We start from the raw sequence: 26,837 nt of genomic DNA, 5'->3' as shown, positions 1-26,837 counted from the left end.
GGCTGCCTCAACCTTGCTTGTCGTTGTGGGTCATGGCGGTATAGAACAGCCAGGACACCAGCAGGATGATCAGGAAGTACACCAGCGAGAAGGCTGCGGCCGGGCCCAGGTCGAACTGACCCACGGCCATCTGCGTCAGGGTCTGGCTGAGGAACGTGGTGGCATTGCCCGGCCCGCCACCGGTCAGCACGAAGGGCTCGGTGTAGATCATGAAGCTGTCCATGAAGCGCAGCATGACCGCGATCAACAGCACGCTTTTCATCTTCGGCAACTGGATGTGCCGGAACACCGCCCAGTTCGAGGCGCGGTCGATACGCGCAGCCTGGTAGTACACGTCGGGGATGGCGCGCAGGCCTGAATAGCACAGCAGCGCCACCAGCGAAGTCCAGTGCCACACATCCATGACCAGCACCGTGACCCAGGCGTCCACAGTGTTGGACGCATAGTTGTAGCTGATGCCCATGGCGTTGAGCGTGTAGCCCAGCAAGCCGATGTCGGCGCGGCCGAAGATCTGCCAGATGGTGCCCACCACGTTCCAGGGAATCAGCAGGGGAATGGCCATGACGATCAGGCACAGCGACGACCAGCGGCCCTTGGCCGGCATGGTCAGGGCGATGGCGATGCCCAGCGGTATCTCGATCAGCAGCACGCAGCCCGAATAGATGAACTGGCGCAGCAGCGAATCGTGCAGGCGTGGGTCCTGCAGGACCTGGCGGTACCAGTCGGCGCCGACGAAGTAGCGGCTGGATTGGTCGAAGATGTCCTGCACCGAATAGTTGACCACGGTCATCATTGGAATCACGGCGCTGAACGCCACCAGCAGGAACACCGGCAGCACCAGCCACCAGGCCTTGTTGTTCTGGACCTTGTTCATGGGTTCACCTCCAGCAGACGGTCATCGGCATAGACCATCAGCCACTGCGCGGGAAAACTGATGAACACCGTGCCTTCAGGCACGGTGCGGTCCTCGGGCAAGCGCACCTTGAAGGTCTGGCCGCCGAGCACCAGGGTGAGAATCTTGTAGGTGCCCAGGTCTTCCAGGTGGACCTGTTCACTGTGCAGGGCCGCCTCGAAGCCTTCGTCCCAGACCCGGATGAACTCGGGGCGGATGCCGATCTGCAGGCGTTGCCAGCCGCCCTGGGCAATGCGCGCCTGCAAGGCCTCCGACAACGGCACATGAATGCCGCCGAAGCCGACCCCGCCACGCTCGGGCTGGACATCGACGAGGTTCATGCCGGGGCTGCCGATGAAGTAGCCGACGAAGGTGTGCGCCGGTCGTTCGAACAGCTCGCGCGGGGTGCCGAACTGGACGATCTGGCCGCCGTACATGACCGCGATCTTGTCGGCGAAGGTGGATGCCTCGAGCTGGTCGTGGGTGACGTAGACCATGGTGATGTTGAACTGCTCGTGGATCTGCTTGAGCTTGCGCCGCAGTTTCCATTTCAGGTGCGGGTCGATGACCGTCAGCGGCTCATCGAAAAGGATCGCCGAGACGTCGTCGCGTACCAGGCCGCGGCCCATCGACACTTTCTGTTTTTCGTCGGCACTGAGATTGCGCGCCTTGCGCTGCAGCAAGCGTTGCAAGTCGAGCACCTCGGCCACTTCCTGCACCCGAACCTTGACCTGTTCCTCGGACTTGCCCTGGTTGCGCAAGGGGAATGCCAGGTTGTCGAATACCGTCATGGTGTCGTACACCACCGGAAACTGGAACACCTGGGCAATGTTGCGCTGCTCGGGTGGCAGCTCGTTGACTACCTTGCCGTCGAACAGCACCTGCCCGTGGGAGGGGCTGAGCAACCCGGAAATGATGTTGAGCAAGGTCGATTTGCCGCACCCGGACGGGCCGAGCAAGGCGTAGGCGCCGCCCTGCTCCCAGATGTGATCCATCTCGCGGATGGCATAGTCTTCGGGCCCCGCCGGATGGGCGCTGTAACTGTGGGCCAGGTGCTGCAGACGTATCTCGGCCATCAGGCAGCCCTCGCTACACGCAGGCCGGGGGCCTGGACCAATTGTCCGTCGCGCTGGAACACGAACAGCTTGTGGGTCGGGATGTACACCGGTATGGCCGCGTCCACCGCATAGTCGTGGACGCCCGGCAGATGCAGCACCAGCGAAAAGTACTCGTTGCGTACGTGCAGGAACGTCTCCGAGCCGCTGATTTCCGCAAGCTCCACGGTTACCGCCAGTTCCAGGTCGTCGTCATTGCTGGGGGTCAGGCCGATGTGGCTGGGTCGCACGCCGAAGCGGTAATCGCCATCGGGGACGCCGGACAGGTCGAGATTGCGGGCGAAGTGAACGAAGTTGGCGAAGCTGACTTCCTGACCACCGATGCGACCTTCGATCAGGTTGATCGGCGGTTCGGAAAACAGCTCGGCCGCCAGCACCGTGGCTGGCCGGTGGTAGACCTCCGGCGTCCTGCCACTCTGAATCACCCGCCCCTCGTGAAGAATGGTGGTGGTGCCGCCCAGCGCCAGGGCTTCGTTGGGTTCGGTGGTGGCGTACACGGCAATGGTATGGCGGGTCAGGAACAACTCGCGCATCTCGAAACGCAGTTCTTCGCGCAGCTTGTAGTCGAGGTTCACCAGCGGTTCGTCGAACAGGATCAGTTCGGCATCCTTGACCAGCGCGCGGGCCATGGCCGTGCGTTGTTGCTGGCCACCGGACAATTCCAGCGGGTGGCGCTTGAGGAACGGCTCGATCCGCAACATGCGTGCGGTCTGCAACACGCGCTCCTCGATCTGCTCGCGGGCCATGCCGGCCTGGCGCAGCGGCGAGGCAATGTTGTCGAAGACGGTCATGGTCGGGTAGTTGATGAACTGCTGGTAGACCATGGAGACGTTGCGCTGGCGCACCGGTTTGCCGGTCACGTCCACACCGTTCATCAACACGCGGCCCTGGTCAGGTTTGTCCAGGCCGGCCATCAGCCGCATGAGGCTGGTCTTTCCAGACAGGGTACGTCCCAGCAGAACGTTGAACGAACCGGGTTCCAGCACCAGCGACGCATTGTCGATGTACAGCTGATTTTCCACACGACGAGTGACCTGCTCGAGCACAAGGGACATGGCGGCGCCTTTTTTATTATTGGAAGCGGTTGCGGCTTCGCATCGGTACGACTGCTGGCAAACCCAGAGCGATAACCGTGCCAATTGCCGCCAGTCGCGGCTGCAAGCGCCAGCCAAACGGTTCGAGGATTCGTGGCGACGACAGACGGGGTTCATCACTGAACAAAAATGAACGCCTGGCGCATTGACAATGAACAGCCGTGAACAACACTGCATGAACAAAAACAACAAGGCCGCGCGCCGGGATACTCGAACCATGTCCGTATCCAATCCACTGCTTGCCCATGACCAGCTCATTCAACGCTCCTGGGCTCGCTGTCGCGAAGCGGGGCTGGAGCATCATCACGCGCCGCGTTTCGAGCCGCTGGCGCTCGGTGCACTGCAACAGATGCTCGACTGTCATCACGCCCTGCTGCACACCACCCATCGCGAAGTACTGCCCTACTACGAACACATCCTGGGCAACTCGCGCTGCTTGATTCGGCTGGCGGACGCGCAGGCGCGCGTGCTCAGATCGTGGGGAGAGCAGCCGGGCGCCATCCGCAGCCACGCAGGTTTCGTTCCCGGCGCCTGCTGGCTGGAAACGTCGGCCGGGACCAATCCGATCGGCACTGCACTGGCCTGCCGCCAGGCCGTGCATGTCGAGCCCGACGAGCACTTTCTGCTTGCCAACCGTCTGATGAACGGCTCGGCGTCACCGATCTTCGACGCGCAACGGCGAATGGTCGCGGTACTGGACGTTTCCAGCGACAGTCACCTGCCGCCTTCGCACACCCTCGGGTTGGTGAAGATGATGAGCCAGACGGTCGAGAACCGCCTGATCCTCGAGGCGTTCGCCGACCGGCATTACCAATTGATCTTCAATACCGGGGTCAACAACCTCGACAGCCAGTGGGCCGGGCTGCTGGTGTTCGACGACAACGGTCGCGTGCTGGCCGCCAACCGTCGCGCCGACAGCCTGCTGGGTGTCGAGCTTCCGGGGCTGACCGTGCAGCAGGTGTTCCGGCTGACGCCGCAGGCACTGCTCGACCATCCGCCGGAGCGCACGTTCGCCTTGCAGCCGCCAGGGCGCAACCGGTTGCAGTGCCTGCTCAAGAAACCGCTGGTGTGCGCCGCTCCGGCTGCAGCGCGACGTGGCACCGACCCGCGCCTGGACAAAGCCATGCAGCAGGGTCTGCGCCTGTTGGAGAAGGACGTGCCGTTGCTGCTGCGCGGTGACACCGGTACCGGCAAGGAAGTGTTGGTCAAGGCCCTGCACCGGGCCAGCAGCCGCGCGTCTTGCCCGCTGATTGCGGTCAACTGTGCGGCGATTCCCGCCGAGCTGGTCGAGTCGGAACTGTTCGGCTACGAGCGGGGCGCCTTCACCGGGGCCAGCCAGAAGGGCAGCCCCGGGCTGGTGCGCAAGGCCGACAAGGGCATTCTGTTCCTCGACGAGATCGGCGACATGCCGTTGCCCACCCAGGCACGGCTGCTGCGCGTATTGCAGGAGCGCTGCATCCAGCCGCTGGGCTGTGGCGACCCGATACCGGTGGACATTCGTCTGATTTCCGCGACCCATGAGGATCTGCGCCAGCGGGTGCAGGCCGGCCTGTTCCGCGAAGACCTCTACTACCGCCTGGCTGGCATGACCCTGCACCTGCCGACCCTGCACGCGCGCAGCGACAAGCGCGAGCTCATCGAACAGGTGTGGGAGTCGCACCGCGAACCTCAGCAGAGCGCCGGTTTCAGTGCCCAGGTGTGGGCCGCATTCATGGCTCACCCCTGGCCTGGCAACGTGCGTCAGTTGTCTGCGGTGGTCAAGGTCGCGCTGGTACTGGCCGATGAGGAGCTGATAGGCCTGGACCATCTGCCCGAGGATTTTCTTCGCGAGGCGGGCCCGTTGCCGGCGCAGGAACAGGCCTTGCCGCGCCCGCTGCTGACCCTGGCCAAGGTCAGTGATCTGGGCGAGTTGCTGCAGGCCAGCGACGGCAACATCTCGCGCCTTGCCAGGCGCCTGGGGGTCAGCCGCAATACGCTGTACAAGCGCCTGCGCGAGCAGGGACATGCTGGGCAAGACGCCTCTTCAGACCCTGCCAAACGTCTGCGAGGGCCTGCGCAGGGTCGGGTCGAAGGGGTTCAGCCGTGGGCCGATGGCAGCGGCTTCGCGCTTGAGCAGCTCGACCACCGTGGGTAGACGGTCGGGGCCAAGTCGATCGCTGATGGTGGCCACGCTGAGGGCCGCCACCGCGTGGCCGTTGCGGTCGAGTATCGGCACTGCCAGGCCTGCCATGCCGGGCAGCACACCGGTGTTGCGCGCGGCATAGCCGAGCTGGCGAACGCTGTCGACTTCCGAGCGCAGCAGCACTTCGTCGTACAAGTGCAGGTCCTTGAGCCGGGGCAGGTTGTAGTGGATCACGGTTTCGCGCTCGTCTTCGGGCAGGAACGCGAGGATCGCCAGGCTGCCTTGCCCTACCCCCAGCGCAACACGACCGCCGATGTCGCCGGTGAAGGTGCGTATCGGGTAGGGCCCTTCGCTGCGGTCCAGGCAGATGGCATCGAAACCGCTGCGCGCCAGTAGAAACAGCGAGTCGCCCAACGACGCCGACAGCCGCAGCAGGCTGGGGCGCGCCAGCTCGCGCAGGTTGCTGCCATTGCCGGCGCGGGCGGCCAGGGCGAAGAACTCCAGGCTCAGCCGATAGCGTTTGCTGCGCGCATCCTGCTCGACCATGCCCTCCTCCACCAGCCCGCGCAACAGGCGGTGCGTAGTGGGTTGCGACAGGCCGATGCGCTCGGCGAGCTGGATGACGCGTTCGCCCTCGGTCGGCGCTGCCGACAATCCACGCAACACGGCAAACAGCCGGGAGACACCGCCCACACCTGGCTCCGAATTCCGTTCAGTGGAATCGTATTTCATATTTTGCTCATCCGATTTCATTGAAAGGATTAATGTGAAAATAACCACCCGCTCAGTGAAATAAGCGCTTTCGCCATCCTAGTCTTCGTCCTACTCTTCGTCCACGGGGCGAGACCAACAATAGCCGGCAGCCGACTCAGAACGAGCGCCACCCCATCGCAGGACCCCTTTCGCCTCTGCCCTCGATCAACGCACCGCACATGCGGCCGACAACGACAGGTAGAACGCAGCCATGGCCTTTCTCGAACTTCAAGCACTGTGCAAACGCTACGGACCCGTGCAGGCCGTGGTGGCGACCGACCTGAGCGTCAGCCAGGGCGAGTTCGTCTCGCTGCTCGGCCCTTCGGGTTGCGGCAAGACCACCACGCTGCAGATGATTGCCGGTTTCGTCGATGTGACCAGCGGCCGGATCGTGCTCGACGGCCGCGACATCACCCATGCCAAACCCAGCAGCCGCGGCCTTGGCGTGGTGTTCCAGAGCTACGCGCTGTTCCCGCACATGAGCGTGCGCGACAACGTGGCTTTCGGTTTGAAGATGCGCAAGGTTGGCAGCAGCGACATTCGTACCCGTGTCGACCAGGTGCTGGCGCTGGTGCGCCTGACCGCCCATGCCGAGCGTTACCCTCGCGAGCTGTCCGGGGGCCAGCGTCAGCGTGTGGCCCTGGCCCGCGCACTGGTGATCCAGCCGCCGGTGCTGCTGCTCGACGAGCCACTGTCCAACCTTGACGCGAGCCTGCGCGAGGAAATGCAGTTCGAGATTCGTCGCATCCAGTGTGAAGTCGGCATCACCACCCTGATGGTGACCCACGACCAGGCCGAGGCCTTGTCGATCAGCGACCGGGTGGTGGTGATGCAGGCCGGTCAGGTCACCCAGATCGACGAGCCCTACAAGCTCTACGAGCACCCCCGCACGCCGTTCATTTCCGGTTTCGTCGGCAAGGCCAACCTGCTGCCCGGCGAGTACGACGCGCTGGGCCAGCCACAGGTCTTGGCACAGGCCGGGGAAGGCGAACTGATGTTGAGCCTGCGCCCGGAGAAGATCGATTTCTGCAACGCCGATGAAGGGCGCATCCAGGGCCGTATCGTGACCCGCTATTTTCTCGGCAGCCAGTGGCTGTATCGCTTGGAAACCGTGCTCGGCGAAATCACCGTAGTGCGCCGCAACGATGGCAGCGCACCGCTGGCCACCGGCGTCACCGTCGGCCTGGACTGGCCAGGCGAGCTGCTTCGAGTGCTCGCTAGCGAGGCCTGCGCATGAGCCGCGGATACCTATTGTCGGCGCCGGCGCTGGCACTGTTCGTCGGCCTGCTGATCGTCCCGCTGGGCCTGACCCTGGTGCTGTCGTTCAACCTGTTCGACTACGAAGTGGGGGTCAAGAGCGACAGCTACACACTGGCCAACTACGCCGCCCTGCTCAGCGACGGCTATTTCTACGAGATTTTCTGGCGGACGTTCTGGATCAGCGCCCTGGTGACCTTGCTGTGCGTGGTGATCGGCGTGCCGGAGGCCTACATCCTCAGCCGCATGGGCACGCCGTGGCGCTCGATCTTCCTGATTCTGATCCTGACCCCGCTGCTGATTTCGGTGGTGGTGCGCGCCTTTGGCTGGAGCCTCTTGCTGGGCGCCGATGGCCTGATCAACCAGGCTATCGCCGCCTTGGGCGGGCGGCCGCTGAAAATGCTCTATACACCGTTCGCGGTGATTCTGGCGCTGGTGCATGTGATGTTGCCGTTCATGATCATCCCGGTCTGGACCTCGCTGCAGAAGCTCGACCCGGCTGCCGAGCAGGCCGCGCAATCGCTGGGCGCAAGCCAGGCGAAGGTGATGCGTATGGTGGTGCTGCCGCAGATCATGCCCGGCGTGCTGTCGGGCACGCTGATCGTCTTCGGCCTGGCGGCCAGCTCGTTCGCCATTCCCGGCCTGCTCGGCGGACGCCGTTTGAAGATGGTCGCCACGGTGGTCTACGACCAGTACCTGTCGGAACTCAACTGGCCCATGGGCGCGACCATTGCCGTGGCGCTGTTGCTGGCCAACCTGCTGATCATGCTGTCTTGGAACCGCCTGGTCGAAGGTCGCTACAAGAAAGCCCTGGGGGAATGATCGATGTCCAAGAACGGTCCGTTGGCCCTGTCGTTTCATGCCCTGGTAGTGGTGTTCATGCTGGCCCCGCTGGTGGTGGTGTGCCTGGTGGCGTTCACCCCGGAGAACACCCTCACCCTGCCCACTTCCGGATTTTCCCTGCGCTGGTTCCGCGCCGTGTTCGAGCGCGCCGATTTCATCGACGCGTTCTATAACAGCCTGATCCTGGCGGTGGTCGCTGCAACCCTGGCGACCCTGATCGCCGTGCCGGCGGCGCTGGCGATCACCCGCTATCACTTTCCGGGACGCGACTTCCTCAATGCGCTGTTTCTCTCGCCGATCATCATTCCGCACCTGGTGCTGGGCGTGGCGATGCTGCGCCTGTTCGCGCTGATGGGGGTCAATGGCAGCTTCGTCTGGCTGATGCTGGCCCATGTGGTGGTGATCACCCCTTATGTGCTGCGTCTGGTGATCGCCGCCGCCATCGGCATCGACCGCAGCGCCGAGCAAGCGGCGGAATCGCTGGGCGCCAGCCGTTTCACCCTGTTTCGCCAGATCACCCTGCCGATGATCCTGCCGGGGGTAGCCGGGGGCTGGCTGCTGGCGTTCATCAACAGCTTCGACGAGGTGACCCTGTCGATCTTCGTCACATCGCCCGCAACCCAGACCCTGCCGGTGCGCATGTACGTGTATGCCACCGAGTCCATCGACCCGATGATGGCGGCCGTGTCGGCGCTGGTGATCGCCTTGACCGCCGCGACCATGATTCTGCTCGATCGGGTGTATGGCCTGGACCGCGTACTGGTGGGGAAAAACTGATGGCTTTGTTCAAGCGCCTGGCCGAGCTCGATCGCGCGTCGGTACCCTTCACCCTCGATGGACAAGCGGTGGCCGGTCTGGCCGGGGATACCCTGCTCACTGCGGTACTGACCTGCGCCGAGCACCTGCGCGGCAGCGACTTCAGTGCCCAGGCCCGTGCCGGTTTCTGCCTGATGGGCGCCTGCCAGGATTGCTGGGTGCGCTTGGGCGACGGCCGCCGCGTGCGCGCCTGTGCCACGCCATTGGCAGCCGGCATGCAGGTCGACCGCGAACCGGGGCGGCGCTCGTGAACGTGGTGGTGATCGTCGGCGCCGGACCTGCCGGCATCCGTGCCGCGCAGACCTTGGCCGCCCATGGCCTGCGCCCGTGCCTGGTGGACGAAGCCCTGCAGGGCGGCGGCCAGGTCTACCGACGTGCACCGGACAACTTTCAACGTCCTGCCAGCCAGCTCTATGGCTTCGAAGCGCGCAAGGCAGGTGCGGTGCATCAGGCGTTGGACGCATTGCGCGGGCAGATCGACTACCGTCCCGACACGCTGGTATGGAACGCCGAGGACGGTTACCTGCACACGCTCAACCAGCAGCGCGTCGACACCGTTGGATACGATCGGCTGTTGATCGCCACCGGCGCAACCGACCGCATCCTGCCGGTGCCGGGTTGGACGCTGCCCGGCGTCTACAGCCTCGGCGCCGCGCAGATTGCCCTGAAGGCCCAGGGGTGCGCGATCGGCGAGCAGGTGGTGTTCGCCGGCAGTGGGCCGCTGCTGTACCTGGTGGCCTATCAATACGCCAAGGCCGGCGCGCGGGTGCTGGCGGTACTGGACAGCTCGCCGTTCGCTGCTCAGGTCGCGGCCCTGCCCCGGCTGCTGCGTCAGCCCCTGACCCTGGCCAAGGGCTTGTATTACCGGGGCTGGTTGACCGCCCACGGGATCGCCGTGCATCAGGGCGCGAACCTGGTCACGGTCGACGGCCAGCGCCGGGTCGAAGCCGTCACCTGGCAGCAAGGCGGCAAACGACACACCCTGGCCTGTGACGGGTTGGCCTTCGCTCACGCGCTGCGCAGTGAAACGCAACTGGCAGACCTGCTCGGTTGCGCGTTTGCCTGGAGCCCGCTCAACCGGGCCTGGCTGCCGAGCCGCGACCAGGCCGGACGCAGCAGCGTGCCGGGGGTCTACCTGGCTGGTGATGGCGCTGGGATCATGGGCGCCGATGCGGCGGAAATGGCCGGCGAGCGCGCCGCCCTGGCCCTGCTCGAAGACCTGGGCGTGGCCGTCGACGCCAGGCGTGGTGCGCACCTGGAACGGCAACTGGCGCGCGCCCAGGGGTTTCGCGCCGGCTTGGAAGACGCCTTCCCGTTTCCCGAGGACTGGGCCCGCCAGGCACCCGATGAATTGATGCTCTGCCGGTGCGAGGAAATCAGCGTCGGCGCGGTGCGCGAGGTGGTCGCCCAAGGGCATACCGATATCAACCGAGTCAAAGCCCATTGTCGAGTCGGCATGGGCCGTTGCCAGGGGCGCATGTGCGGCAGTGCAGCGGTGGAAATCATCGCTCAGGCGGCCGCGTGTGCACCGCAGGCAGTGGGTCGCCTGCGCGCCCAGGCGCCCATCAAGCCGCTGCCCTTCGGTGTGGAGGTGCAGCCTTGAGCCAAGTGTGCGAAACCGATGTGATCATTGTCGGCGGCGGAATAGTCGGTGCTTCGGCAGCCTTGATGCTGGCGTTGCGTGGTCAGCGAGTGGTGCTGCTGGAGCGCGATTTCTGCGGCTCGCGGTCCAGCGGCGTGAACTACGGCGGCGTGCGCCGTCAGGGCCGTTCACTGGTGCAGTTGCCGCTGTCGCAGCGTGCCCATGAGCTGTGGAGCGATCTGCCTGGGCTGATCGGCATCGACGGCGAGTACGTGCGTTCCGGTCATTTGAAGCTGGCCCGCAGCGATTCCGACATGGCCCGGCTGCAAGACTGGGCCGACGCCGCCGCGGATTTCGATCTGGGTGTGGAGCTGCTTGACCGTCGTCAGTTGCGCCAGCGTTTTGCCTGGGTGGGCGACGTGGCCGTGGGTGCGTCACTGTGCAGCGCGGACGGGCATGCCAACCCGCGCCTGGTATCGCCCGCCTTCGCGGCAGCGGCCATGCGAGCGGGTGCACGGATCGTCGAGCAGGTGCAGCCGCTGGCCTACGACCATGACGGCCAGGCGTTCGTGCTGGCCTGCAGCAACGGCGAACGGCTGCGCGCACCCTGGCTGCTCAACTGTGCCGGGGCCTGGGCCAACCACATCGCCGAACAGTTCGGCGAGCAGGTACCGATGACCAGCGGCCACCCGGCAATGCTGGTGACCGAACCGCTGCCTGTGGTCATGGACGTCAGCACCGGGGTCGAGGGCGGTGGTATCTACGCACGCCAGGTAGCACGGGGCAATTGCGTGCTCGGCGGCGGGCAGGGGTTCGCCGTGGACACATTGCGGGCACGGCCCGGTCAGCTGGCCACTCTGGATATCCTGCGCAACGCCGTCGAGTTGTACCCGTTCCTGCACGGCGCGCAGGCGATCCGTACCTGGAGCGGGACCGAAGGCTACCTGCCCGATCGTGAGCCGGTGATCGGCCACAGCCTGGTGCAGCCGGGCCTGATCCATGCATTCGGCTTTGCCGGAGCCGGTTTCCAGATCGGCCCGGCAGTCGGTGAAGCCTTGTCGCAACTGATCGTCGAGGGCAGCAGTCGAGCGCCGATCGACGCGTTTTCCATCCAACGCTTTTCTCCCCTTGAACTGCATACAGGAAGGTCGCTTTCATGAAGCCAGTCAAACGTACGGTTCACGCACTCTCCCTCGCCGCCCTGCTGGCTGCCACAGGCGCACAGGCCGGGCCTACGCTCTACCTGGGCATGAACGGCGGCACCATGGAACGCCTGTATGCCGACAAGGTGCTGCCGGCGTTCGAGCAAGCCAACGATGTGAAGGTGGTCATCGTGCCAGGTACTTCGTCGGACATTCTCGCCAAGGTCCAGGCCAGCAAGGACAATCCGCAGATCCACGTGATGTTTCTGGACGACGGCATCATGTACCGCGCCATCTCCATGGGCTTGTGCGACACCCTGCAGGACAGCGATGGCCTGGCGGCCATCCCGGCCAAGGCGCGGATCAAGGATCAGGCGGCTGCCGTCAGCCTGGGGGTGACCGGGCTGGCCTACAACACCCGCCTGTTCAAAAAGAATGGCTGGGCCGCTCCTACCTCGTGGATGGACATGGCCGACAGCCGTTTCAAGGAAAAGCTGGTGTTTCAGTCACTCGCCTCCTCGACATTCGGCCTGCACGGCTTCTTGATGTTCAACCGTTTGCAGGGCGGCAGCGAAACCGACGTCGAACCTGGGTTCAAGGCGTGGCCAAAGACGGTCGGGCCGAATGTGCTGGAGTACATTGCCAGTTCGGCGAAGATTTCCGAGATGGTGCAGACCGACGAGGCGGCGCTGTTTCCGCTGACGCCGACTCAGGTGACCGCCTTGAAACTGCGCGGAGTGCCCGTTGAATACGCGCAACCCAAGGAAGGCGCGGTAGTGCTCAACGTGGCGGAATGTGTGATCGCCAAGAACGACCAGCCCGAACTGGCCCAGAAGCTGGCAGCTTACCTGCTGAGCCCCGAGGCCCAGGCACCGGCACTGGAGGAAGGCGACCAGATACCGTCCAACCCCAATACCCCAACCACCGACAAGACCCGTGGGCAGGTGCAGGCGATGGAAAAGTATCTGGAGACGGCGGTGGCCATCGACTGGGACCAGGTCAACCAGCTCCGCCCAGCCTGGAACGCCCGCTGGAGCCGCTCCATCGAGCGCTAGGCCATGCACCGAGTCGCCCGGTTCGCGGCCGCTGACCGCTCCCACAGGGGCACTGCGATGTACCTGTGGGAGCGGGCTCTGCCCGCGAAAGGCGCGACGCGGTCCAATTGGTACACCGCAGTGCCCGGTTCGCGGCCGCTGACCGCTCCTACGGGGAATGTTGCTGGATCAGTCCGCGAGGCGCCAGGTCGTGACACCTTTGCTGTCTTCCAATACCACACCCATGGCGGTCAACTCGTCGCGGATGCGGTCGGATTCGGCCCAGTCCTTGCCGGCACGTGCCGCCAGGCGGGCGGCAATGAGCGCGTCCACTTGCGCCGCGTCCACACGCCCGGCAGCGCCGGCTTGCAGGAATTGCTCGGAGTCGAGCTGCAACACCCCGAGCAGATCACCCAGTTCGCGCAAACGACCGGCCAAACCTGCGGCGGCATCAACGTCACTGTCACGCACGCGGTTGATCTCACGCACCAGATCGAACAACACCGCACAGGCTTCCGGCGTACCGAAGTCATCGTTCATGGCACTGGCAAAGCGCTCGACGAACACTTCGCCACCCGCCGCCGGCACCTTGGGCAAGCCCTTGAGCGCATGGTAGAAACGCTCCAGCGCGCCCTTGGCTTCCTTCAGGCTGTCTTCGGAATAGTTGATCGAGCTGCGGTAATGGCTGGAAACCAGCAGGTAGCGCACCACCTCGGGTTGATACTTCTCCAGCACATCGCGAATGGTGAAGAAGTTGTTCAGCGACTTGGACATCTTCTCGCCGTTGATACGGATCATCCCGCAGTGCAGCCAGGCGTTGGCGTACGGCTTGCCGGTGGCCGCTTCGCTCTGGGCGATCTCGTTCTCGTGGTGCGGGAATTCGAGGTCGTTACCACCACCGTGAATATCGAAGGTGTCACCCAGGCAGCAGGTCGACATCACCGAGCACTCGATATGCCAGCCCGGACGGCCAGGGCCCCACGGCGACTCCCAGCTCGGCTCGCCGGGCTTGACGCCCTTCCACAGGACGAAATCCAGAGGATCCTGCTTGGCTTCTTCCACTTCGATGCGCGCACCGATGCGCAGGTCTTCGACCTTCTTGCGCGACAGCTTGCCATAGCCCTGAAACTTGCCGACCCGGTAGTACACGTCGCCGTTGCCCGGCGCGTAGGCATAGCCCTTGTCGATCAAGGTCTGGATCATCGCCAGCATGCCGGGAATGTGCTCGGTGGCACGCGGTTCCTGGTCCGGCTTGAGGATGTTCAGGCGCGCCTCGTCCTCGTGCATCGCATCGATCATGCGCGCGGTCAGGGCATCGAAGCTTTCGCCGTTGTCCCGCGCACGGTTGATGATCTTGTCGTCGATGTCGGTGATGTTGCGCACGTAGGTCAGCTCATAGCCGCTGTAGCGCAGCCAGCGCGTGACCAGATCGAAAGCGACCATGCTGCGCCCGTGGCCCAGGTGGCAGTAGTCGTAGACGGTCATGCCGCACACGTACATGCGCACCTTGTTGCCGTCCAGCGGCGTGAAGACCTCTTTGCTCTTGCTCAGCGTGTTGTAGATGTTCAGCACAACGATTCCTCAACTTGGCCTGGCGAGGCTCAGCCCCACGAGTCACGCAGGGTGACGGTACGGTTGAACACCGGACGACCCGGTTGTGTGTCGACCAGGTCGGCGCAGAAATAGCCTTCGCGCTCGAACTGGAAACGGTCTTCCGGCGCAGCGTTGGCCAGCGACGGTTCGGCGCGGCAGCCGCGCAGTACCTGCAGGGAGTCGGGATTGATGTTGTCGAGGAACGTCGCGCCGTCTTCGGCCTTCTCCGGGTTGGCCGAGCGGAACAGGCGATCGTACAGGCGCACTTCGCACTCGACGCTGGCGGCGGCCGGTACCCAGTGGATCACGCCCTTGACCTTGCGCCCTTCCGGATTCTTGCCCAGGGTGTCCGGGTCGTACGAGCAACGCAGTTCGACGATGTTGCCATCAGCGTCCTTGATCGCTTCGTCGGCACGGATCACGTAGCTGCCACGCAGGCGCACTTCGCCGTTGGGTTCCAGGCGCTTGTAGCCCTTGGGCGGCTCTTCCATGAAGTCGTCGCGGTCGATGTACAGCTCGCGCTCGAACGGCAAGGCGCGCACGCCCATGTCTTCCTTGGGGTGGCGCGGCAGCTCGAGCTGCTCGACCTGGCCTTCCGGATAATTGGTGATCACTACCTTGAGCGGGCGCAGCACGCACATGGCGCGCGGTGCGTTGCGGTCGAGGTCGTCACGGATGCTGAATTCGAGCATCGACATGTCGACCACGCCGTCGGAACGGTTGGTGCCTATCATGTCGCAGAAGTTGCGGATCGACGCCGGGGTGTAGCCGCGGCGGCGGAAGCCCGAGAGCGTCGACATGCGCGGATCGTCCCAGCCCTGCACGTGCTGCTCGTCGACCAGTTGCTTGAGCTTGCGCTTGGAAGTCAGCGTGTAGTTGAGGTTCAGGCGGCTGAACTCGTACTGACGCGGGTGCGCCGGCACCGACAGATGGTCGAGGAACCACTCGTAGAGCGGACGATGCCCTTCGAATTCCAGGGTGCAGATGGAGTGCGTGATGCCTTCGATGGCGTCGGACTGACCGTGAGTGAAGTCGTAGTTGGGGTAGATGCACCAAGCGTCGCCGGTCTGGTGGTGATGGGCGTGGCGGATACGATAGAGAATCGGGTCGCGCAGGTTCATGTTCGGCGAAGCCATGTCGATCCGCGCACGCAGCACGCGCTCGCCGTCCTTGAACTCGCCGGCCTTCATGCGCGCGAACAGGTCGAGGTTTTCCTCGACGCTGCGCTCGCGGAACGGGCTGTTGCGGCCAGGCTCGGTCAGGTTGCCGCGGTATTCGCGTGCCTGCTCGGGGGTCAGGTCGCAGACGTAGGCGTCGCCCTGCTTGATCAGCTCCACGGCCCAATCGTGCAGCTGGTCGAAGTATTGCGAGGCGTAACGCTCTTCACCGGCCCACTCGAAGCCCAGCCACTTGATGTCGCGCTTGATGGCGTCGATGTATTCCTGGTCTTCCTTGGCCGGATTGGTGTCGTCGAAACGCAGGTTGCAGACACCGCCGAATTCCTGCGCCAGGCCGAAGTTCACGCAGATCGACTTGGCGTGGCCAATGTGCAGATAGCCGTTGGGCTCCGGCGGGAAGCGGGTGACGATCTGGCTGTGCTTGCCGGCGTCCAGGTCAGCCTGGACGATCGGGCGCAGGAAGTTGGCGGGCACGGCAGGGCCATTGCCTTTGGAGTTGGGAGCGTTGTCGGCGGTGGGCTTGCTCATTGGAATCCTTGAACGAACGATGCGTCGGCAGCCAGGGTAGGCCGACCAAATCAAAGCGCTTATCATAGCCGAAGCGGTCAACCGGCTGACAGGCCAGCCCCGACAAACTATCGGGTAAATCCTGCAGCGCGGCAAAAAACAGCCTTTGAATAGGCATCGTCGCCTGTAAACTGGGCGCCGTCGCTAGCGAATTTCCACAGAACATTCTCCACAGAACAGAGAGAGACCCATGTCCAAAGTCAAACTGACCACCAACCACGGCGTCATCGTCCTGCAACTGAACGCCGAAAAGGCCCCGCTGACCGTGGCCAACTTCCTCGAGTACGTGCAGGCCGGCCACTACGAGAACACCGTGTTCCACCGCGTGATCGGCAACTTCATGATCCAGGGCGGCGGTTTCGAGCCTGGCATGAAAGAGAAGAAAGACAAGCGCCCGAGCATCCAGAACGAAGCCGACAATGGCCTGCCGAACAAGAAGTACTCGGTAGCCATGGCGCGCACCATGGAGCCGCATTCGGCTTCGGCGCAGTTCTTCATCAACGTGGGCGACAACAGCTTCCTCAACCACACCGCGAAAACCACCCAGGGCTGGGGCTACGCGGTGTTCGGTGAAGTGGTCGAAGGCCAGGACGTGGTCGACAAGATCAAAGGCGTGTCCACCACCTCCAAGGCCGGTCACCAGGACGTACCCGCTGAAGACGTGATCATCGAGAAAGCCGAGATCGCTGAGTGATACTGCTGATCTCCGATCTGCACTTGCAGGAAGAACGCCCGGACATTACCCGGGCGTTTCTGGATTTCCTCGGCGGGCGTGCGCGCTCAGCCGAGGCGCTGTACATTCTGGGCGACTTCTTCGAAGCCTGGATCGGCGACGACGCCATGACCCCTTTCCAATCGTCCATCTGCGCAGCGCTACGCGCGCTCAGCGACGGTGGCACGAAGATTTTCCTGATGCACGGCAACCGTGATTTCCTGATCGGCTCGAGCTTCTGCAGGAAGGCCGGTTGCAGTCTGCTGGCGGACCCGAGCGTGGTGCGCTTGAACGGCGAGCCGGTGCTGTTGATGCACGGCGACAGCCTGTGCACGCGCGACGAGGGCTACATGCGCCTGCGCCGTGTGCTGCGCAACCCGCTGACCCTGTTCATCCTGCGTCACCTGCCGCTGGGCACGCGCCACAAGCTTGCCCGCAAGCTGCGCAATGAAAGCCGGGCGCAGACCCAGATGAAGGCCCGTGACATCGTCGATGTAACGCCTGAAGAGGTGCCGCAGGTGATGCGGCAACTCGGCGTCGCCACCTTGATTCACGGGCATACCCACCGCCCGGCGGTGCATGAACTGCAGATCGGCGATCTACCGGCACGGCGTATCGTGTTGGGGGACTGGGATCGACAGGGGTGGGTGCTGCAAGTGGATGAACAGGGCTTCAACCTGGCGCCGTTCGATTTCCCGGCGTTGGCGGTCTGATACACGGCGCCGCCCTGTTCGCGGCCACTGACCGCTCCTACGGGTAGATCGCGGTGCCCCTGTAGGAGCGGTCAGTGGCCGCGAGCAGGCACCACTGTTTTCAATGCCCACCACCGGCCGCCGGCCCGGCCTTGGCGGTGAACGGTGGCTTGGCCAGCCAGACCAGCAGCACCAGCCCGGCGAAAATCCATCCCATCAGGGTGAAATAGTCAACCGTACTCAACATGTATGCCTGGCTGTTGACCATCTGCTCCATCCGCGCATACGCCTGAGGCGTGTGGCCGCCCATCTGCTCCAGCGCATGGCGGGTCACCGGATCGTAGGTGCTGATGCTCTCGGTCAGGTAGGCATGATGCTGGTCGGCGCGGCGAATCCAGATCCAGGTCGTCAACGATGCGGCGAAACTGCCACCCAGCGTACGCAGGAACGTCGCCAGGCCCGACCCGTCGGCGATCTGTTGCGGTGGCAGGTCCGACAGCAGAATGCTCAAGGTGGGCATGAAGAACAGCGCAACGCCGGCGCCCATGAACAGTTGCACCAGCGCCACATGCTGGAAATCCACCTGACTGTTGAAGCCGGCGCGCATGAAACAACTGGTACCGATGGCGACGAACGCAAGACCGGCGAGCAGACGCAAATCGAACTTGTGCGCGTACTTGCCGACAAAGGGCGACATCAGCACCGGCAGGATGCCGATCGGTGCCACGGCCAGGCCGGCCCAGGTGGCGGTATAGCCCATCTGGGTCTGCAACCACTGCGGCAGGATCAGGTTGATGCCGAAAAACCCGGCATAGCCAAACACCAATACCAAGGTACCGATGCGGAAGTTGCGGAAGGCGAACAGGCGCAGATTCACCACCGGATGCTCATCGGTCAGCTCCCAGATGACGAACGCCGTCAGCGCCACCGCCGATATCACCGAACCGATGATGATGAACGAAGATTCAAACCAGTCCAGATCGTTGCCCTTGTCCAGCACCACCTGCAAGGCACCGACGCCGATGATCAACGTGATCAGCCCGACATAGTCCATGGGCTGCCTGCTCAGATGCACCGGCCGCTTAGCCATCTGCTGACGCACCACCGCACAGGCGAACAAACCGATGGGAATATTGATGAAGAAGATCCACGGCCAACTGTAGCTGTCGGTGATCCAGCCACCCAGAATCGGCCCGGCGATCGGCGCCACCACCGTGACCATCGCCAACAGCGCCAGGGCCATGCCGCGCTTGGCCGGTGGATACACGGCAATCAGCAGCGTTTGCGTCATCGGGTACAGCGGTCCTGCGACCAGCCCCTGCACCACGCGAAAGCCGACCAGCTCGGGCATCGAGGTGGAGATGCCGCACAGAAACGAGGCCAGCACGAACAGCATCGTGGCCCATAGAAACAGCTTCACTTCACCGAAGCGCCGACTCAGCCAGCCGGTCAGCGGCAAGGCGATGGCGTTGCTCACCGCGAACGAAGTGATGACCCAGGTGCCCTGCTCGGAACTGACCCCCAGGTTGCCGGAAATGGTCGGCAGGGCGACGTTGGCAATGGTGGTGTCGAGCACCTGCATGAAGGTCGCCAGCGACAGGCCGATGGTGCAGAGCAACAGGCTTGGCGGCGTGAACGAGGCTTTGGAATCCATGACCGACCCTTTGCAATGCGATGTCGCGCCGGCCCTTCGAGGGCCGGCGCAGGCGAATCAACGCGTGGCCGTGGTACCGGCCGCTGCGCTGTTGTCGTGGATCAACTGGGCGATCATGGCGTCCGCTTCACCCAACTGCTTGTCGTAGACGTTGGTGGTGAACGACGCCTGCTGCGGCGGTTGCTGGGCCAGCACTGGCCCGCTCTGGTCGTGCAGATCCACATCGACCACCGTCGACAGGCCGATGCGCAGCGGGTGCTCGCTCAGCTGCTCGGGGTTGATGTGGACCCGCACTGGCACCCGTTGGACGATCTTGATCCAGTTGCCGGTGGCGTTCTGCGCCGGCAGCAGGGCGAACGCGCTGCCGGTGCCGGCGCCCAGGCTGTCGATGGTGCCGCTGTACTTCACCTCGTCGCCGTACAGGTCGCTGGTGATGTCCACTGGCTGGCCGATGCGCATGTGGCGCAGCTGGGTTTCCTTGAAGTTGGCGTCGATCCACAGCTGGTTGAGCGGAATCACCGCCATGGTCGCGGTGCCCGGCTCGATGCGTTGCCCCAGTTGCACGGTGCGCTTGGCCACATAGCCGGTCACCGGAGCGATCAAGGTGGTGCGCGCGTGGGCCAGATAGGCCTGGCGCAACTGCGCTGCCGCGGCGCGCACGTCGGGGTGATTGGACACCTGCGTGGCATCGACCAGAGCGGTCGATGTCGCCAGTTGCTGCTGAGTGTTGCTCAAAGCGCTCTGCGCCGAGATCAGATCGTCGTGGGCATGGGAAAGCTCTTCCTGCGAGATCGCCCCGTCGGATGCCAAGTTCTTGCGGCGGCCATAGTTGTCCTGTGCACGTTGCACTTCCGCCTTGCGTGCGGCGACCTGGGCCTTCATGCCATCGACGTTGCTGTAGAGGCCACGCACCTGACGCACCGCCTTGGCCAGGTTGGCCTGGGCGTTCTGCAGATCGATCTGCGAGTCGTTCGGGTCGAACTGCACCAAGGGCTGGCCTTCGTGGACGAGATCGCCGTCATCGGCGCCGATGCTGATCACCGTGCCCGTGGTCAACGGGGTGATTTCCACCACATTGCCGTTGACGTAGGCATCGTCGGTGCTCTCGTTCCAGCGCCCGTACAGGGTGTACCAGGCCCAGACGCCCAGGCCGCCCAGCACTACCAGGGCAAGCAGGATGAACAGCCAGAGCTTGCGCTTGCGACGATTGCCCGGCGCCTTGGCGTCGGCCGCCGGCGTTGCGGGCGGTTGCTGGGTAGCGTTGGAATCAGTGGCAGTAGCCATGGCAGTTCACCTGAAAGGATTCGGTCGGTGTTGCATCGAGCAGGTCGGTTCGTGCGCTCAGATCGGAGTATTCAGCCAGCGGCGGCACCCAGCGCCAACAGGGGGTCCCCGGCCGCCTGCAACAGCTTCTTGAGAATCCGTTCCAGCTCGACGATCTCTTCGTGTTCGAGCATTCCCACCAGCTCGTTCATGGCGTTGGCCCCGATGACCGGCAGGCGCGCCGCCAACGCCTGACCCTCTTCGGTCAGCATCAGTTGCACCTGGCGTCGATCGGCAGCGCTGCGCTGGCGCTTGATCAACTGCTTGTGTTCCAGACGGTCGAGCATGCGCGTCATCGATCCGCTGTCCAGCGACAGGTAGCGCGACATTTCCGCCGGCGTGTCGATGCCGAACCGCGCATTGATGATCAGCACCTTGAATTGCGCTGCGGTCACGCCATAGGGCACCAGGTGCGCGTCCAGCAAACGATCCTTCAATACCGATCCACGGCCAAGCAGCAGGCCGAGGTTGCAAGTGTGAAAGTTCTCGGGGGTGTAGTGATTCATGGGCGGGAGGCTGTCCACCTGTTATCCGAATGCACGCCTGGGCACGTGTCTGAACACAATATGTAAATGTTCGAAACATAATGTTACTGCTTAGGCAGACAATGTCAAGGCAATGGTTAGCTTGCTAACTTTTACGTCGACTGGGCGCTTTCACAGGAAAAATTCACTCCATCCCGATGCCCGTTGGCCAAAGCACGCAACGCTTGGGGCATAATGCGTGCGTTTCACCCGTAGTGGGGGTCTCCATTTCCTTATATGGCCCTCGTTTTCGTCATCCCTCGCCCGCAGGGTTTTCACGCTCATGATCAAATCTTTTCGTCCAATACTGCTCGCCAGCCTGATGCTGCCCCTGGCACTTCCCATCGGTGCGGCACCCCTGAACACCACCCTGCCGCCCAAGGTTCAACAGGCCATCAAGGCCAGCAAGCTGCAGAACGATGCGCTGTCACTGGTCATGCTGCCGCTCAACGGCCCCGGCAGCCCGACCGTGTTCAACGCCGACGTGTCGGTCAACCCGGCGTCGACCATGAAGCTGGTCACCACCTACGCAGCACTCGAGCTGCTGGGGCCGACCTACCAGTGGAAGACCGAATTCTTTACCGACGGCACCCTGAGCAACGGCGTGCTCAACGGCAACCTCTACCTCAAGGGCGGCGGCGACCCCAAGCTGAACATGGAAAAACTCTGGCTGCTCATGCGTGACCTGCGTGCCAATGGCGTGCGCCAGGTGACGGGTGACCTGGTGCTGGACCGCAGCCATTTCGTGCAGCCGCAACTGCCAGCGTTCAACGACGACGGCGGCGACGAGAACGCACCGTTCCTGGTGCGCCCGGATTCGCTGCTGGTCAACCTCAAGGCGCTGCGCTTCGTCACCCGCAACGACACCGGCAAGGTACTGGTATCGGTCGAACCGCCCATCGCCACCATCCGCATCGACAATCAAGTCAAAGCGCTGCCGGGCAGTAAATGCACCGGCGACGTGCGCTACAACCCGATCACCCAGGCCGATGGCATGACCGTCGTGGTCAGCGGTCAGTTGGCCGAAGGGTGCAGCTCGCAAACCTACCTTTCGCTGCTCGACCACCAGAGCTATGCGGCCGGTGCGGTGCGGGCCATCTGGAACGAACTGGGCGGCAGCATTCAGGGAGGTGATCGCGTAGGCACCGTGCCAAAGACCGCGCGAGTACTGGCGCGGGCGTTCTCGCCTGACCTGGTGGAAATCATTCGCGACATCAACAAGTACAGCAACAACACCATGGCCCAGCAACTGTTCCTCAGCCTGGGTGAACGCTACCGCAACGAGGCCGACGGCGACGACGCCAAGGCAGCGCAGCGGGTGATTCGCGGGTGGTTGGCGAAAAAGGGCATCACCGCATCGCATCTGGTGATGGAGAACGGCTCGGGGCTGTCCCGTGACGAGCGCGTCAGCGCGCGGGAGATGGCAACCTTGCTGCAGGCGGCCTGGAAAAGCCCATACGCCGCCGAGTTCATGGCGTCGATGCCAATCGTCGGCATGGACGGCACCATGCGCAAGCGCCTGAAACGCACCGCGCTGCAGGGTGAAGGCCACATCAAGACCGGCACCCTGAACACCGTTCGCGCCATCGCCGGCTACAGCCGTGACAGCAACGGCAACACCTGGGCGGTGGTCGCCATCCTCAACGACCCACGCCCGTGGGGCGCGTCGTCGGTACTGGATCAGGCACTGCTGGACCTGTATTCGCAGCCAAAAGCCGCGTCTACGTCGCCCAACATCCAGTAGGCACCACAACCTGCGGCTCTGCCCGCGAAGGCAGCGCCACATCTCCTCAGTGAATCACCGCGCCTGAATCTTCCAGGCCCGGTGGATCTTGCCGTTGCGGGCGAAATCCTGATCCACCGTCTGCGCCGTGATGTCCTCGACCGCATAGCGCTCTGCCAGATTCGCATCCAGCTGGAACTTGCGGAAGTTGTTGGAGAAATACACCGCCCCTCCCGGCGCCAGGCGAGCGACCGCCAGGTCCAGCAGCTCGACGTGGTCGCGCTGGACATCGAACACCCCTTCCATGCGCTTGGAATTGGAAAAGGTCGGTGGGTCGATGAAGATCAGGTCGTACTCGTCACGACTGGCCTGTAGCCAAGCCATCACATCGCCCTGCTCCAAGCGGTTCTTGTCCGAGAAACCATTCAGCGACAGGTTGCGCCGCGCCCAATCCAGGTAGGTCTTGGACAAGTCGACGCTGGTCGTGCTGCGCGCTCCGCCCTTGGCCGCGTGCACGCTGGCCGTGGCGGTGTAGCAGAACAGGTTGAGGAAGCGCTTGCCGGCCGCCTCCTTCTGAATGCGCAGGCGCATCGGCCGATGATCGAGAAACAGACCCGTGTCCAGGTAGTCGGTCAGGTTCACCAACAACTGCACGCCGCCTTCCTGCACCTGGGTGAACTGACCCTGGGCACTCTGGCGCTCGTATTGGCGGGTCCCGCTCTGGCGCTCGCGGCGCTTGATGATGACCCGGCTCTTGTCGATGTTGAGTGCCTGCGGAATGGCTGCCAGGGCATCGTAAAGGCGTGCCGAGGCCTTCTCCGGGTCGATCGACTTGGGCGCGGCGTATTCCTGCACGTGCACCCAGTCGTGGTACAGATCGATGGCCATGGCATATTCAGGCATGTCCGCGTCGTACACCCGGTAGCAGTCGATGCCCTCGCGGCGCGCCCATTTGCCCAGAACCTTGAGGTTCTTCTGCAGCCGGTTGGCGAACATCTGCCCGCCTTCGCTCAGCCGCGCCTGCTCCACCACCGGCGCGGGCGTCGGCGCCGGCTTGAGCGGATTGCCGTTCTTGTTCACCCGTGCATACGGATCGGCCAGCGGTGGCGCGGTGTCCACCAGCTCGGCTTGCTCACGCGCGGCCTGGCGTTGCTCGGGGGTGCGTCGTTCGCCGGTGACGAACTGGTCAGGCACCACCTTGATCAACAGCAGCTTGCAGGGCAACGCTCCGTTCCAGAACGAATACTGCTTGTGACTACGGATACCCATGCGCTTGCCAAGGTCGGGCGCGCCGGTGAACACCGCCGCTTCCCAGTTCAGGCAGGCCTGGCGCAGACGCTCGCCCAGGTTCTGATACAGGTACAGCAGGCTTGCCTCGTCACCCAGGCGCTCGCCGTACGGCGGGTTGCAGATAACCAGGCCTTTCTGATTCTGATCCGGACGTGGCTCGAAGGTCGCTACCTCGCCCTGATAGACCTTGATCCAATCGCTGAGCCCAGCCCGCTCGACGTTGTTGCGGGCCGGCTGGATCAACCGCGGATCGGCTTCGTAGCCACGAATCCACGCCGGCGTCTTGGCCAGCCCGACCTCGGCGCGAGCCAGCGCTTCGTCATGCAGCTTGCGCCACATCGCCGGGACGTGGCCCAGCCAGGCACTGAAGCCCCAACGGGTGCGCTTGAGGTTGGGCGCGATGTCGGCGGCAATCATCGCCGCTTCCACCAGAAAGGTCCCTACACCGCACATCGGGTCAGCCAAGGCGCCGCCCTCGGCGGCGATGCGCGGCCAGCCCGCACGAATCAGGATGGCGGCCGCAAGGTTTTCCTTGAGCGGCGCCGCGCCTTGCTGCAGCCGGTAGCCTCGCTGGTGCAGGCTGTGTCCCGACAGATCGAGCGAGAGAATGGCCTCTCCGCGGTCCAGACGCAGATGCACGCGCAGATCCGGATTGAGCTTGTCGACGCTGGGGCGCTCGCCGCTGGGGGCGCGCAGCTTGTCGACGATGGCATCCTTGACCTTCAGCGCACCGAAGTGAGTGTTGTCGATGCCCGAACCGTGCCCACTGAATTCCACGGCGAGGGTCCCGTCGGGCAGCAGGTGGTCCTGCCACTCGACATCCAGAACGCCGTGATAGAGGTCTTCGGCATCTTTCATGGCAAAGCGCTTGAGTACCAGCAGCACTCGGTTGCCCAGCCGCGACCACAGGCACAGCCGGTAGGCGGTTTCCATGTCGGCCATGCCGCGCACTGCGGAGGTGTGCTCGCGGGTTTCCTCCAGGCCCAGGGCGGTGGCTTCTTCGGCAAGCAAGCCTTCGAGGCCCTTGGGGCAGGTGAGAAACAGTTCAAAACGGTCCGACATGGTACTTCCTGGCCCATTTGGGCATTGATGAGACGGCAAGCGCATTGCCGTCTCGAGGTTCAACCAGGCGCCTTACGCAATGGAGCGCCCGAGCGACACCACCGTGGTGTCAATCCACTCCACCTGCCGCCTCGAAGGGCGAGAAGCCGGAGCAGAAGCTGATTCTGCTGAAAAAAGGATCGCCTGCGCGACCCTTCGTCGATTTTCCGTGCCATTGAAATCGTGATGATTCGCAATGGCATATTGACCTCATTTCGCGCTGCAAGCCTTGTTTTGGACGGGCTTGCAGTGGGATTACGTTTGAAGCACCTGCTTACTTATCGCCCATACCGCGAAATCGTTACGTGCTTATGACAAAACGATCATTCACATCCTTAGGCTCAACGTTTAGAAATCACCTCAGGTCGTCGCCGCAATGGCGAAGACATCACTGCTCGCCACGCCGGCAGCGAGCGCGATACTGGCAGATATCTGCCTGGCCTCAGACGAGGCCAACGGGACATTACAGTCAATAGACAGAGGGCAACACCCTATGAGAAGACTTAAGCGTGATCCGTTGGAACGAGCATTTCTACGCGGATACCAGTATGGCATCCATGGCAAATCCCGCGAGCTTTGCCCTTTTACTCTACCGTCGGTACGCCAAGCCTGGATCAACGGCTGGCGCGAAGGACGCGGCGACAACTGGGACGGTATGACCGGCACTGCGGGAATCCATAGGCTCAACGAACTTCACGCCGTCGGCTGACACTCTTTTTCCTTTTCACCATGCACGCCCAACCAGGGCGGCGGGCTAGCGCCCAGGGGCCTCTTCGAGGCCCCTTCCGCGCCTCGCATCACTGCCTTGCGCGCAGCGCCGCGATCGCATCCACCGACTCGCGAATCAGCGCAGGCCCCTTGTAGATGAACCCCGAATAGATCTGTACCAGGCTGGCACCAGCGGCAATCTTTTCGGCCGCATGCCCTCCCTCGGTAATCCCGCCTGCTGCAATGATCGGCAATCTGCCATTCAAGGTCTCAGCCAGCACCTTGACGATGTGAGTGCTTTGCTCCCGCACCGGCGCTCCTGACAACCCACCGGCTTCGTCTCCGTGAACCAGTCCCTCGACACCTACCCGGCTGAGGGTGGTATTGGTAGCGATCACTGCTTCCATACCTGCGTCGACCAGTGCTTGTGCCACCAGCACGGTTTCTTCATCGCTCATGTCCGGAGCGATCTTGATCGCCAGTGGCACATGCCGTCCGCTCTGCCCGGCCAGCACCACGCGCCGTGCCGCCAGCGTATCGAGCAATTGCTTGAGCGAATCACCGAACTGCAGGCTGCGCAGCCCGGCGGTATTGGGCGAGCTGATGTTGACGGTGATGTAGCTGGCGTGGTCGTAGACCTTGTCCAGACAGATCAGGTAGTCGTCTACGGCGCGCTCGACCGGGGTGGTGAGGTTCTTGCCGATATTGATACCCAGCACGCCCCGATACCTGGCCGCCTTGACCCGCTCGACCAGGTTGTCGACACCTAGATTGTTGAAGCCCATGCGGTTGATGATTGCGCAGGCTTCAGGCAGGCGAAACAAACGGGGCTTTGGATTGCCCGGTTGTGGACGTGGCGTCACCGTGCCGATTTCCACCGAGCCGAAACCCAGCTGGGAGAAGCCGTCGATGGCCGCACCGTTCTTGTCCAGGCCCGCTGCCAGCCCCACCGGGTTGTCGAACTGAAGGCCCATGACCGTGACCGGAAGGCGCGCCGGCGGCTTGGCGAGCAGGCCGTTCAGGCCAAGGCGGCCACCGGCGCCGATCAGGTCCAGTGACAGGTCATGGGAGGTTTCGGCGGACAATTTGAACAGCAGCTGGCGGGCCAGATTGTACATAGGC

The 26,837-nt window shown here is 63.6% G+C and carries 23 protein-coding genes; 12 read left to right on the top strand and 11 right to left on the bottom strand.

Annotated elements, in window-relative coordinates:
- Positions 1 to 7: 7 nt before the first annotated feature.
- Genes IFT98_RS06575 through IFT98_RS06565 form a run of 3 tightly spaced genes read right to left on the bottom strand, consistent with a single transcriptional unit; the run spans position 8 to position 3,062 of the window.
- Positions 8 to 874, bottom strand: coding sequence for a carbohydrate ABC transporter permease (locus tag IFT98_RS06575; RefSeq protein ID WP_122476022.1), 867 nt, complete (start codon positions 872 to 874; stop codon positions 8 to 10).
- Positions 871 to 1,968: an ABC transporter ATP-binding protein gene (locus tag IFT98_RS06570; protein ID WP_192047816.1), complete on the bottom strand. Its 1,098-nt coding sequence runs from the start codon at positions 1,966 to 1,968 to the stop codon at positions 871 to 873. The genes IFT98_RS06575 and IFT98_RS06570 overlap by 4 nt, the downstream gene beginning before the upstream one ends.
- Positions 1,968 to 3,062: an ABC transporter ATP-binding protein gene (locus IFT98_RS06565; RefSeq protein WP_192047815.1), complete on the bottom strand. Its 1,095-nt coding sequence runs from the start codon at positions 3,060 to 3,062 to the stop codon at positions 1,968 to 1,970. Before IFT98_RS06565 ends, IFT98_RS06570 begins: the two co-directional genes overlap by 1 nt.
- Before the next feature lie 256 nt (positions 3,063 to 3,318).
- Here IFT98_RS06565 and IFT98_RS06560 point away from each other — a divergent pair, with 256 nt between their 5' ends.
- Positions 3,319 to 5,235, top strand: coding sequence for a sigma-54-dependent Fis family transcriptional regulator (locus IFT98_RS06560; RefSeq protein WP_192047814.1), 1,917 nt, complete (start codon positions 3,319 to 3,321; stop codon positions 5,233 to 5,235).
- On the opposite strand, the gene IFT98_RS06555 is transcribed toward IFT98_RS06560, so the two are convergent.
- Entirely contained in the window at positions 5,125 to 5,955 is an 831-nt protein-coding gene (locus tag IFT98_RS06555; protein WP_192047813.1) for an IclR family transcriptional regulator, read from the bottom strand. The genes IFT98_RS06560 and IFT98_RS06555 overlap by 111 nt on opposite strands.
- Positions 5,956 to 6,187: 232 nt before the next feature.
- Here IFT98_RS06555 and IFT98_RS06550 point away from each other — a divergent pair, with 232 nt between their 5' ends.
- Genes IFT98_RS06550 through IFT98_RS06520 form a run of 7 tightly spaced genes read left to right on the top strand, consistent with a single transcriptional unit; the run spans position 6,188 to position 12,671 of the window.
- Entirely contained in the window at positions 6,188 to 7,213 is a 1,026-nt protein-coding gene (locus IFT98_RS06550; protein ID WP_192047812.1) for an ABC transporter ATP-binding protein, read from the top strand.
- Entirely contained in the window at positions 7,210 to 8,055 is an 846-nt protein-coding gene (locus IFT98_RS06545; RefSeq protein WP_122713762.1) for an ABC transporter permease, read from the top strand. Before IFT98_RS06550 ends, IFT98_RS06545 begins: the two co-directional genes overlap by 4 nt.
- A 3-nt stretch (positions 8,056 to 8,058) precedes the next feature.
- A complete protein-coding gene (locus tag IFT98_RS06540; protein WP_122476031.1) occupies positions 8,059 to 8,853 on the top strand; it encodes an ABC transporter permease in 795 nt (264 codons plus the stop codon).
- Positions 8,853 to 9,143: a (2Fe-2S)-binding protein gene (locus IFT98_RS06535; protein WP_192047811.1), complete on the top strand. Its 291-nt coding sequence runs from the start codon at positions 8,853 to 8,855 to the stop codon at positions 9,141 to 9,143. Before IFT98_RS06540 ends, IFT98_RS06535 begins: the two co-directional genes overlap by 1 nt.
- A complete protein-coding gene (locus IFT98_RS06530; protein WP_192047810.1) occupies positions 9,140 to 10,495 on the top strand; it encodes an FAD-dependent oxidoreductase in 1,356 nt (451 codons plus the stop codon). The genes IFT98_RS06535 and IFT98_RS06530 overlap by 4 nt, the downstream gene beginning before the upstream one ends.
- A 5-nt stretch (positions 10,496 to 10,500) precedes the next feature.
- Positions 10,501 to 11,634, top strand: a complete 1,134-nt coding sequence (locus IFT98_RS06525) for an FAD-dependent oxidoreductase (protein ID WP_192047905.1) — start codon at positions 10,501 to 10,503, stop codon at positions 11,632 to 11,634.
- Entirely contained in the window at positions 11,631 to 12,671 is a 1,041-nt protein-coding gene (locus tag IFT98_RS06520) for an ABC transporter substrate-binding protein (RefSeq protein ID WP_122713767.1), read from the top strand. The genes IFT98_RS06525 and IFT98_RS06520 overlap by 4 nt, the downstream gene beginning before the upstream one ends.
- Before the next feature lie 168 nt (positions 12,672 to 12,839).
- Here IFT98_RS06520 and cysS read toward each other — a convergent pair whose 3' ends face one another.
- Both cysS and IFT98_RS06510 read right to left on the bottom strand, forming a co-directional pair.
- Positions 12,840 to 14,222, bottom strand: coding sequence for a cysteine--tRNA ligase (gene cysS, locus IFT98_RS06515; protein WP_192047809.1), 1,383 nt, complete (start codon positions 14,220 to 14,222; stop codon positions 12,840 to 12,842).
- 29 nt (positions 14,223 to 14,251) lie between these two features.
- Positions 14,252 to 15,949: a glutamine--tRNA ligase/YqeY domain fusion protein gene (locus IFT98_RS06510; RefSeq protein WP_122713769.1), complete on the bottom strand. Its 1,698-nt coding sequence runs from the start codon at positions 15,947 to 15,949 to the stop codon at positions 14,252 to 14,254.
- Positions 15,950 to 16,178: 229 nt separating this feature from the next.
- Here IFT98_RS06510 and IFT98_RS06505 point away from each other — a divergent pair, with 229 nt between their 5' ends.
- On the top strand, positions 16,179 to 16,682 hold the full coding sequence (locus IFT98_RS06505) for a peptidylprolyl isomerase (protein WP_122476043.1): 504 nt from the start codon (positions 16,179 to 16,181) through the stop codon (positions 16,680 to 16,682).
- Positions 16,679 to 17,413 carry a UDP-2,3-diacylglucosamine diphosphatase gene (lpxH, locus tag IFT98_RS06500; protein ID WP_192047808.1) on the top strand — a complete coding sequence of 245 codons (735 nt, stop codon included), beginning with the start codon at positions 16,679 to 16,681 and terminating at the stop codon, positions 17,411 to 17,413. The genes IFT98_RS06505 and lpxH overlap by 4 nt, the downstream gene beginning before the upstream one ends.
- A gap of 100 nt (positions 17,414 to 17,513) precedes the next feature.
- Here the strand turns inward: lpxH and IFT98_RS06495 are convergent, their stop codons facing one another.
- The 3 genes from IFT98_RS06495 to IFT98_RS06485 all read right to left on the bottom strand — a co-directional run bounded on the left by IFT98_RS06495 (position 17,514) and on the right by IFT98_RS06485 (position 20,875).
- On the bottom strand, positions 17,514 to 19,046 hold the full coding sequence (locus IFT98_RS06495; protein ID WP_122713771.1) for a DHA2 family efflux MFS transporter permease subunit: 1,533 nt from the start codon (positions 19,044 to 19,046) through the stop codon (positions 17,514 to 17,516).
- 57 nt (positions 19,047 to 19,103) lie between these two features.
- Positions 19,104 to 20,330, bottom strand: coding sequence for an HlyD family secretion protein (locus IFT98_RS06490; RefSeq protein ID WP_192047807.1), 1,227 nt, complete (start codon positions 20,328 to 20,330; stop codon positions 19,104 to 19,106).
- A 71-nt stretch (positions 20,331 to 20,401) separates the two neighbouring features.
- A complete protein-coding gene (locus tag IFT98_RS06485) occupies positions 20,402 to 20,875 on the bottom strand; it encodes a MarR family winged helix-turn-helix transcriptional regulator (protein WP_192047806.1) in 474 nt (157 codons plus the stop codon).
- 301 nt (positions 20,876 to 21,176) lie between these two features.
- On the opposite strand from IFT98_RS06485, the gene dacB reads away from it, so the two are divergent.
- The gene (gene dacB / locus IFT98_RS06480) at positions 21,177 to 22,637 is read left to right on the top strand and encodes a D-alanyl-D-alanine carboxypeptidase/D-alanyl-D-alanine endopeptidase (protein WP_192047805.1); all 1,461 of its coding nucleotides are present in this window, start codon (positions 21,177 to 21,179) and stop codon (positions 22,635 to 22,637) included.
- Between the two features lie 54 nt (positions 22,638 to 22,691).
- Here dacB and rlmKL read toward each other — a convergent pair whose 3' ends face one another.
- Complete coding sequence (rlmKL, locus tag IFT98_RS06475) at positions 22,692 to 24,968, bottom strand: bifunctional 23S rRNA (guanine(2069)-N(7))-methyltransferase RlmK/23S rRNA (guanine(2445)-N(2))-methyltransferase RlmL (RefSeq protein ID WP_192047804.1); 2,277 nt, start codon at positions 24,966 to 24,968, stop codon at positions 22,692 to 22,694.
- 532 nt (positions 24,969 to 25,500) lie between these two features.
- Between rlmKL and rmf the strand changes: the two genes are divergently transcribed.
- Positions 25,501 to 25,716, top strand: a complete 216-nt coding sequence (gene rmf / locus IFT98_RS06470; RefSeq protein WP_008368461.1) for a ribosome modulation factor — start codon at positions 25,501 to 25,503, stop codon at positions 25,714 to 25,716.
- 88 nt (positions 25,717 to 25,804) lie between these two features.
- Here rmf and IFT98_RS06465 read toward each other — a convergent pair whose 3' ends face one another.
- Positions 25,805 to 26,833 (bottom strand): quinone-dependent dihydroorotate dehydrogenase, encoded by a 1,029-nt coding sequence (locus IFT98_RS06465; RefSeq protein ID WP_192047803.1) that lies wholly within the window; start codon positions 26,831 to 26,833, stop codon positions 25,805 to 25,807.
- Between the last annotated feature and the right edge of the window lie 4 nt (positions 26,834 to 26,837).

Origin of the sequence: Pseudomonas sp. CFBP 8770 (genome assembly GCF_014841705.1) — a bacterium.
Taxonomy (GTDB): Bacteria; Pseudomonadota; Gammaproteobacteria; order Pseudomonadales; family Pseudomonadaceae; genus Aquipseudomonas.
Note: the sequence above shows the minus strand (reverse complement) of the source record. Positions and strands in the feature narration are given on the sequence as shown.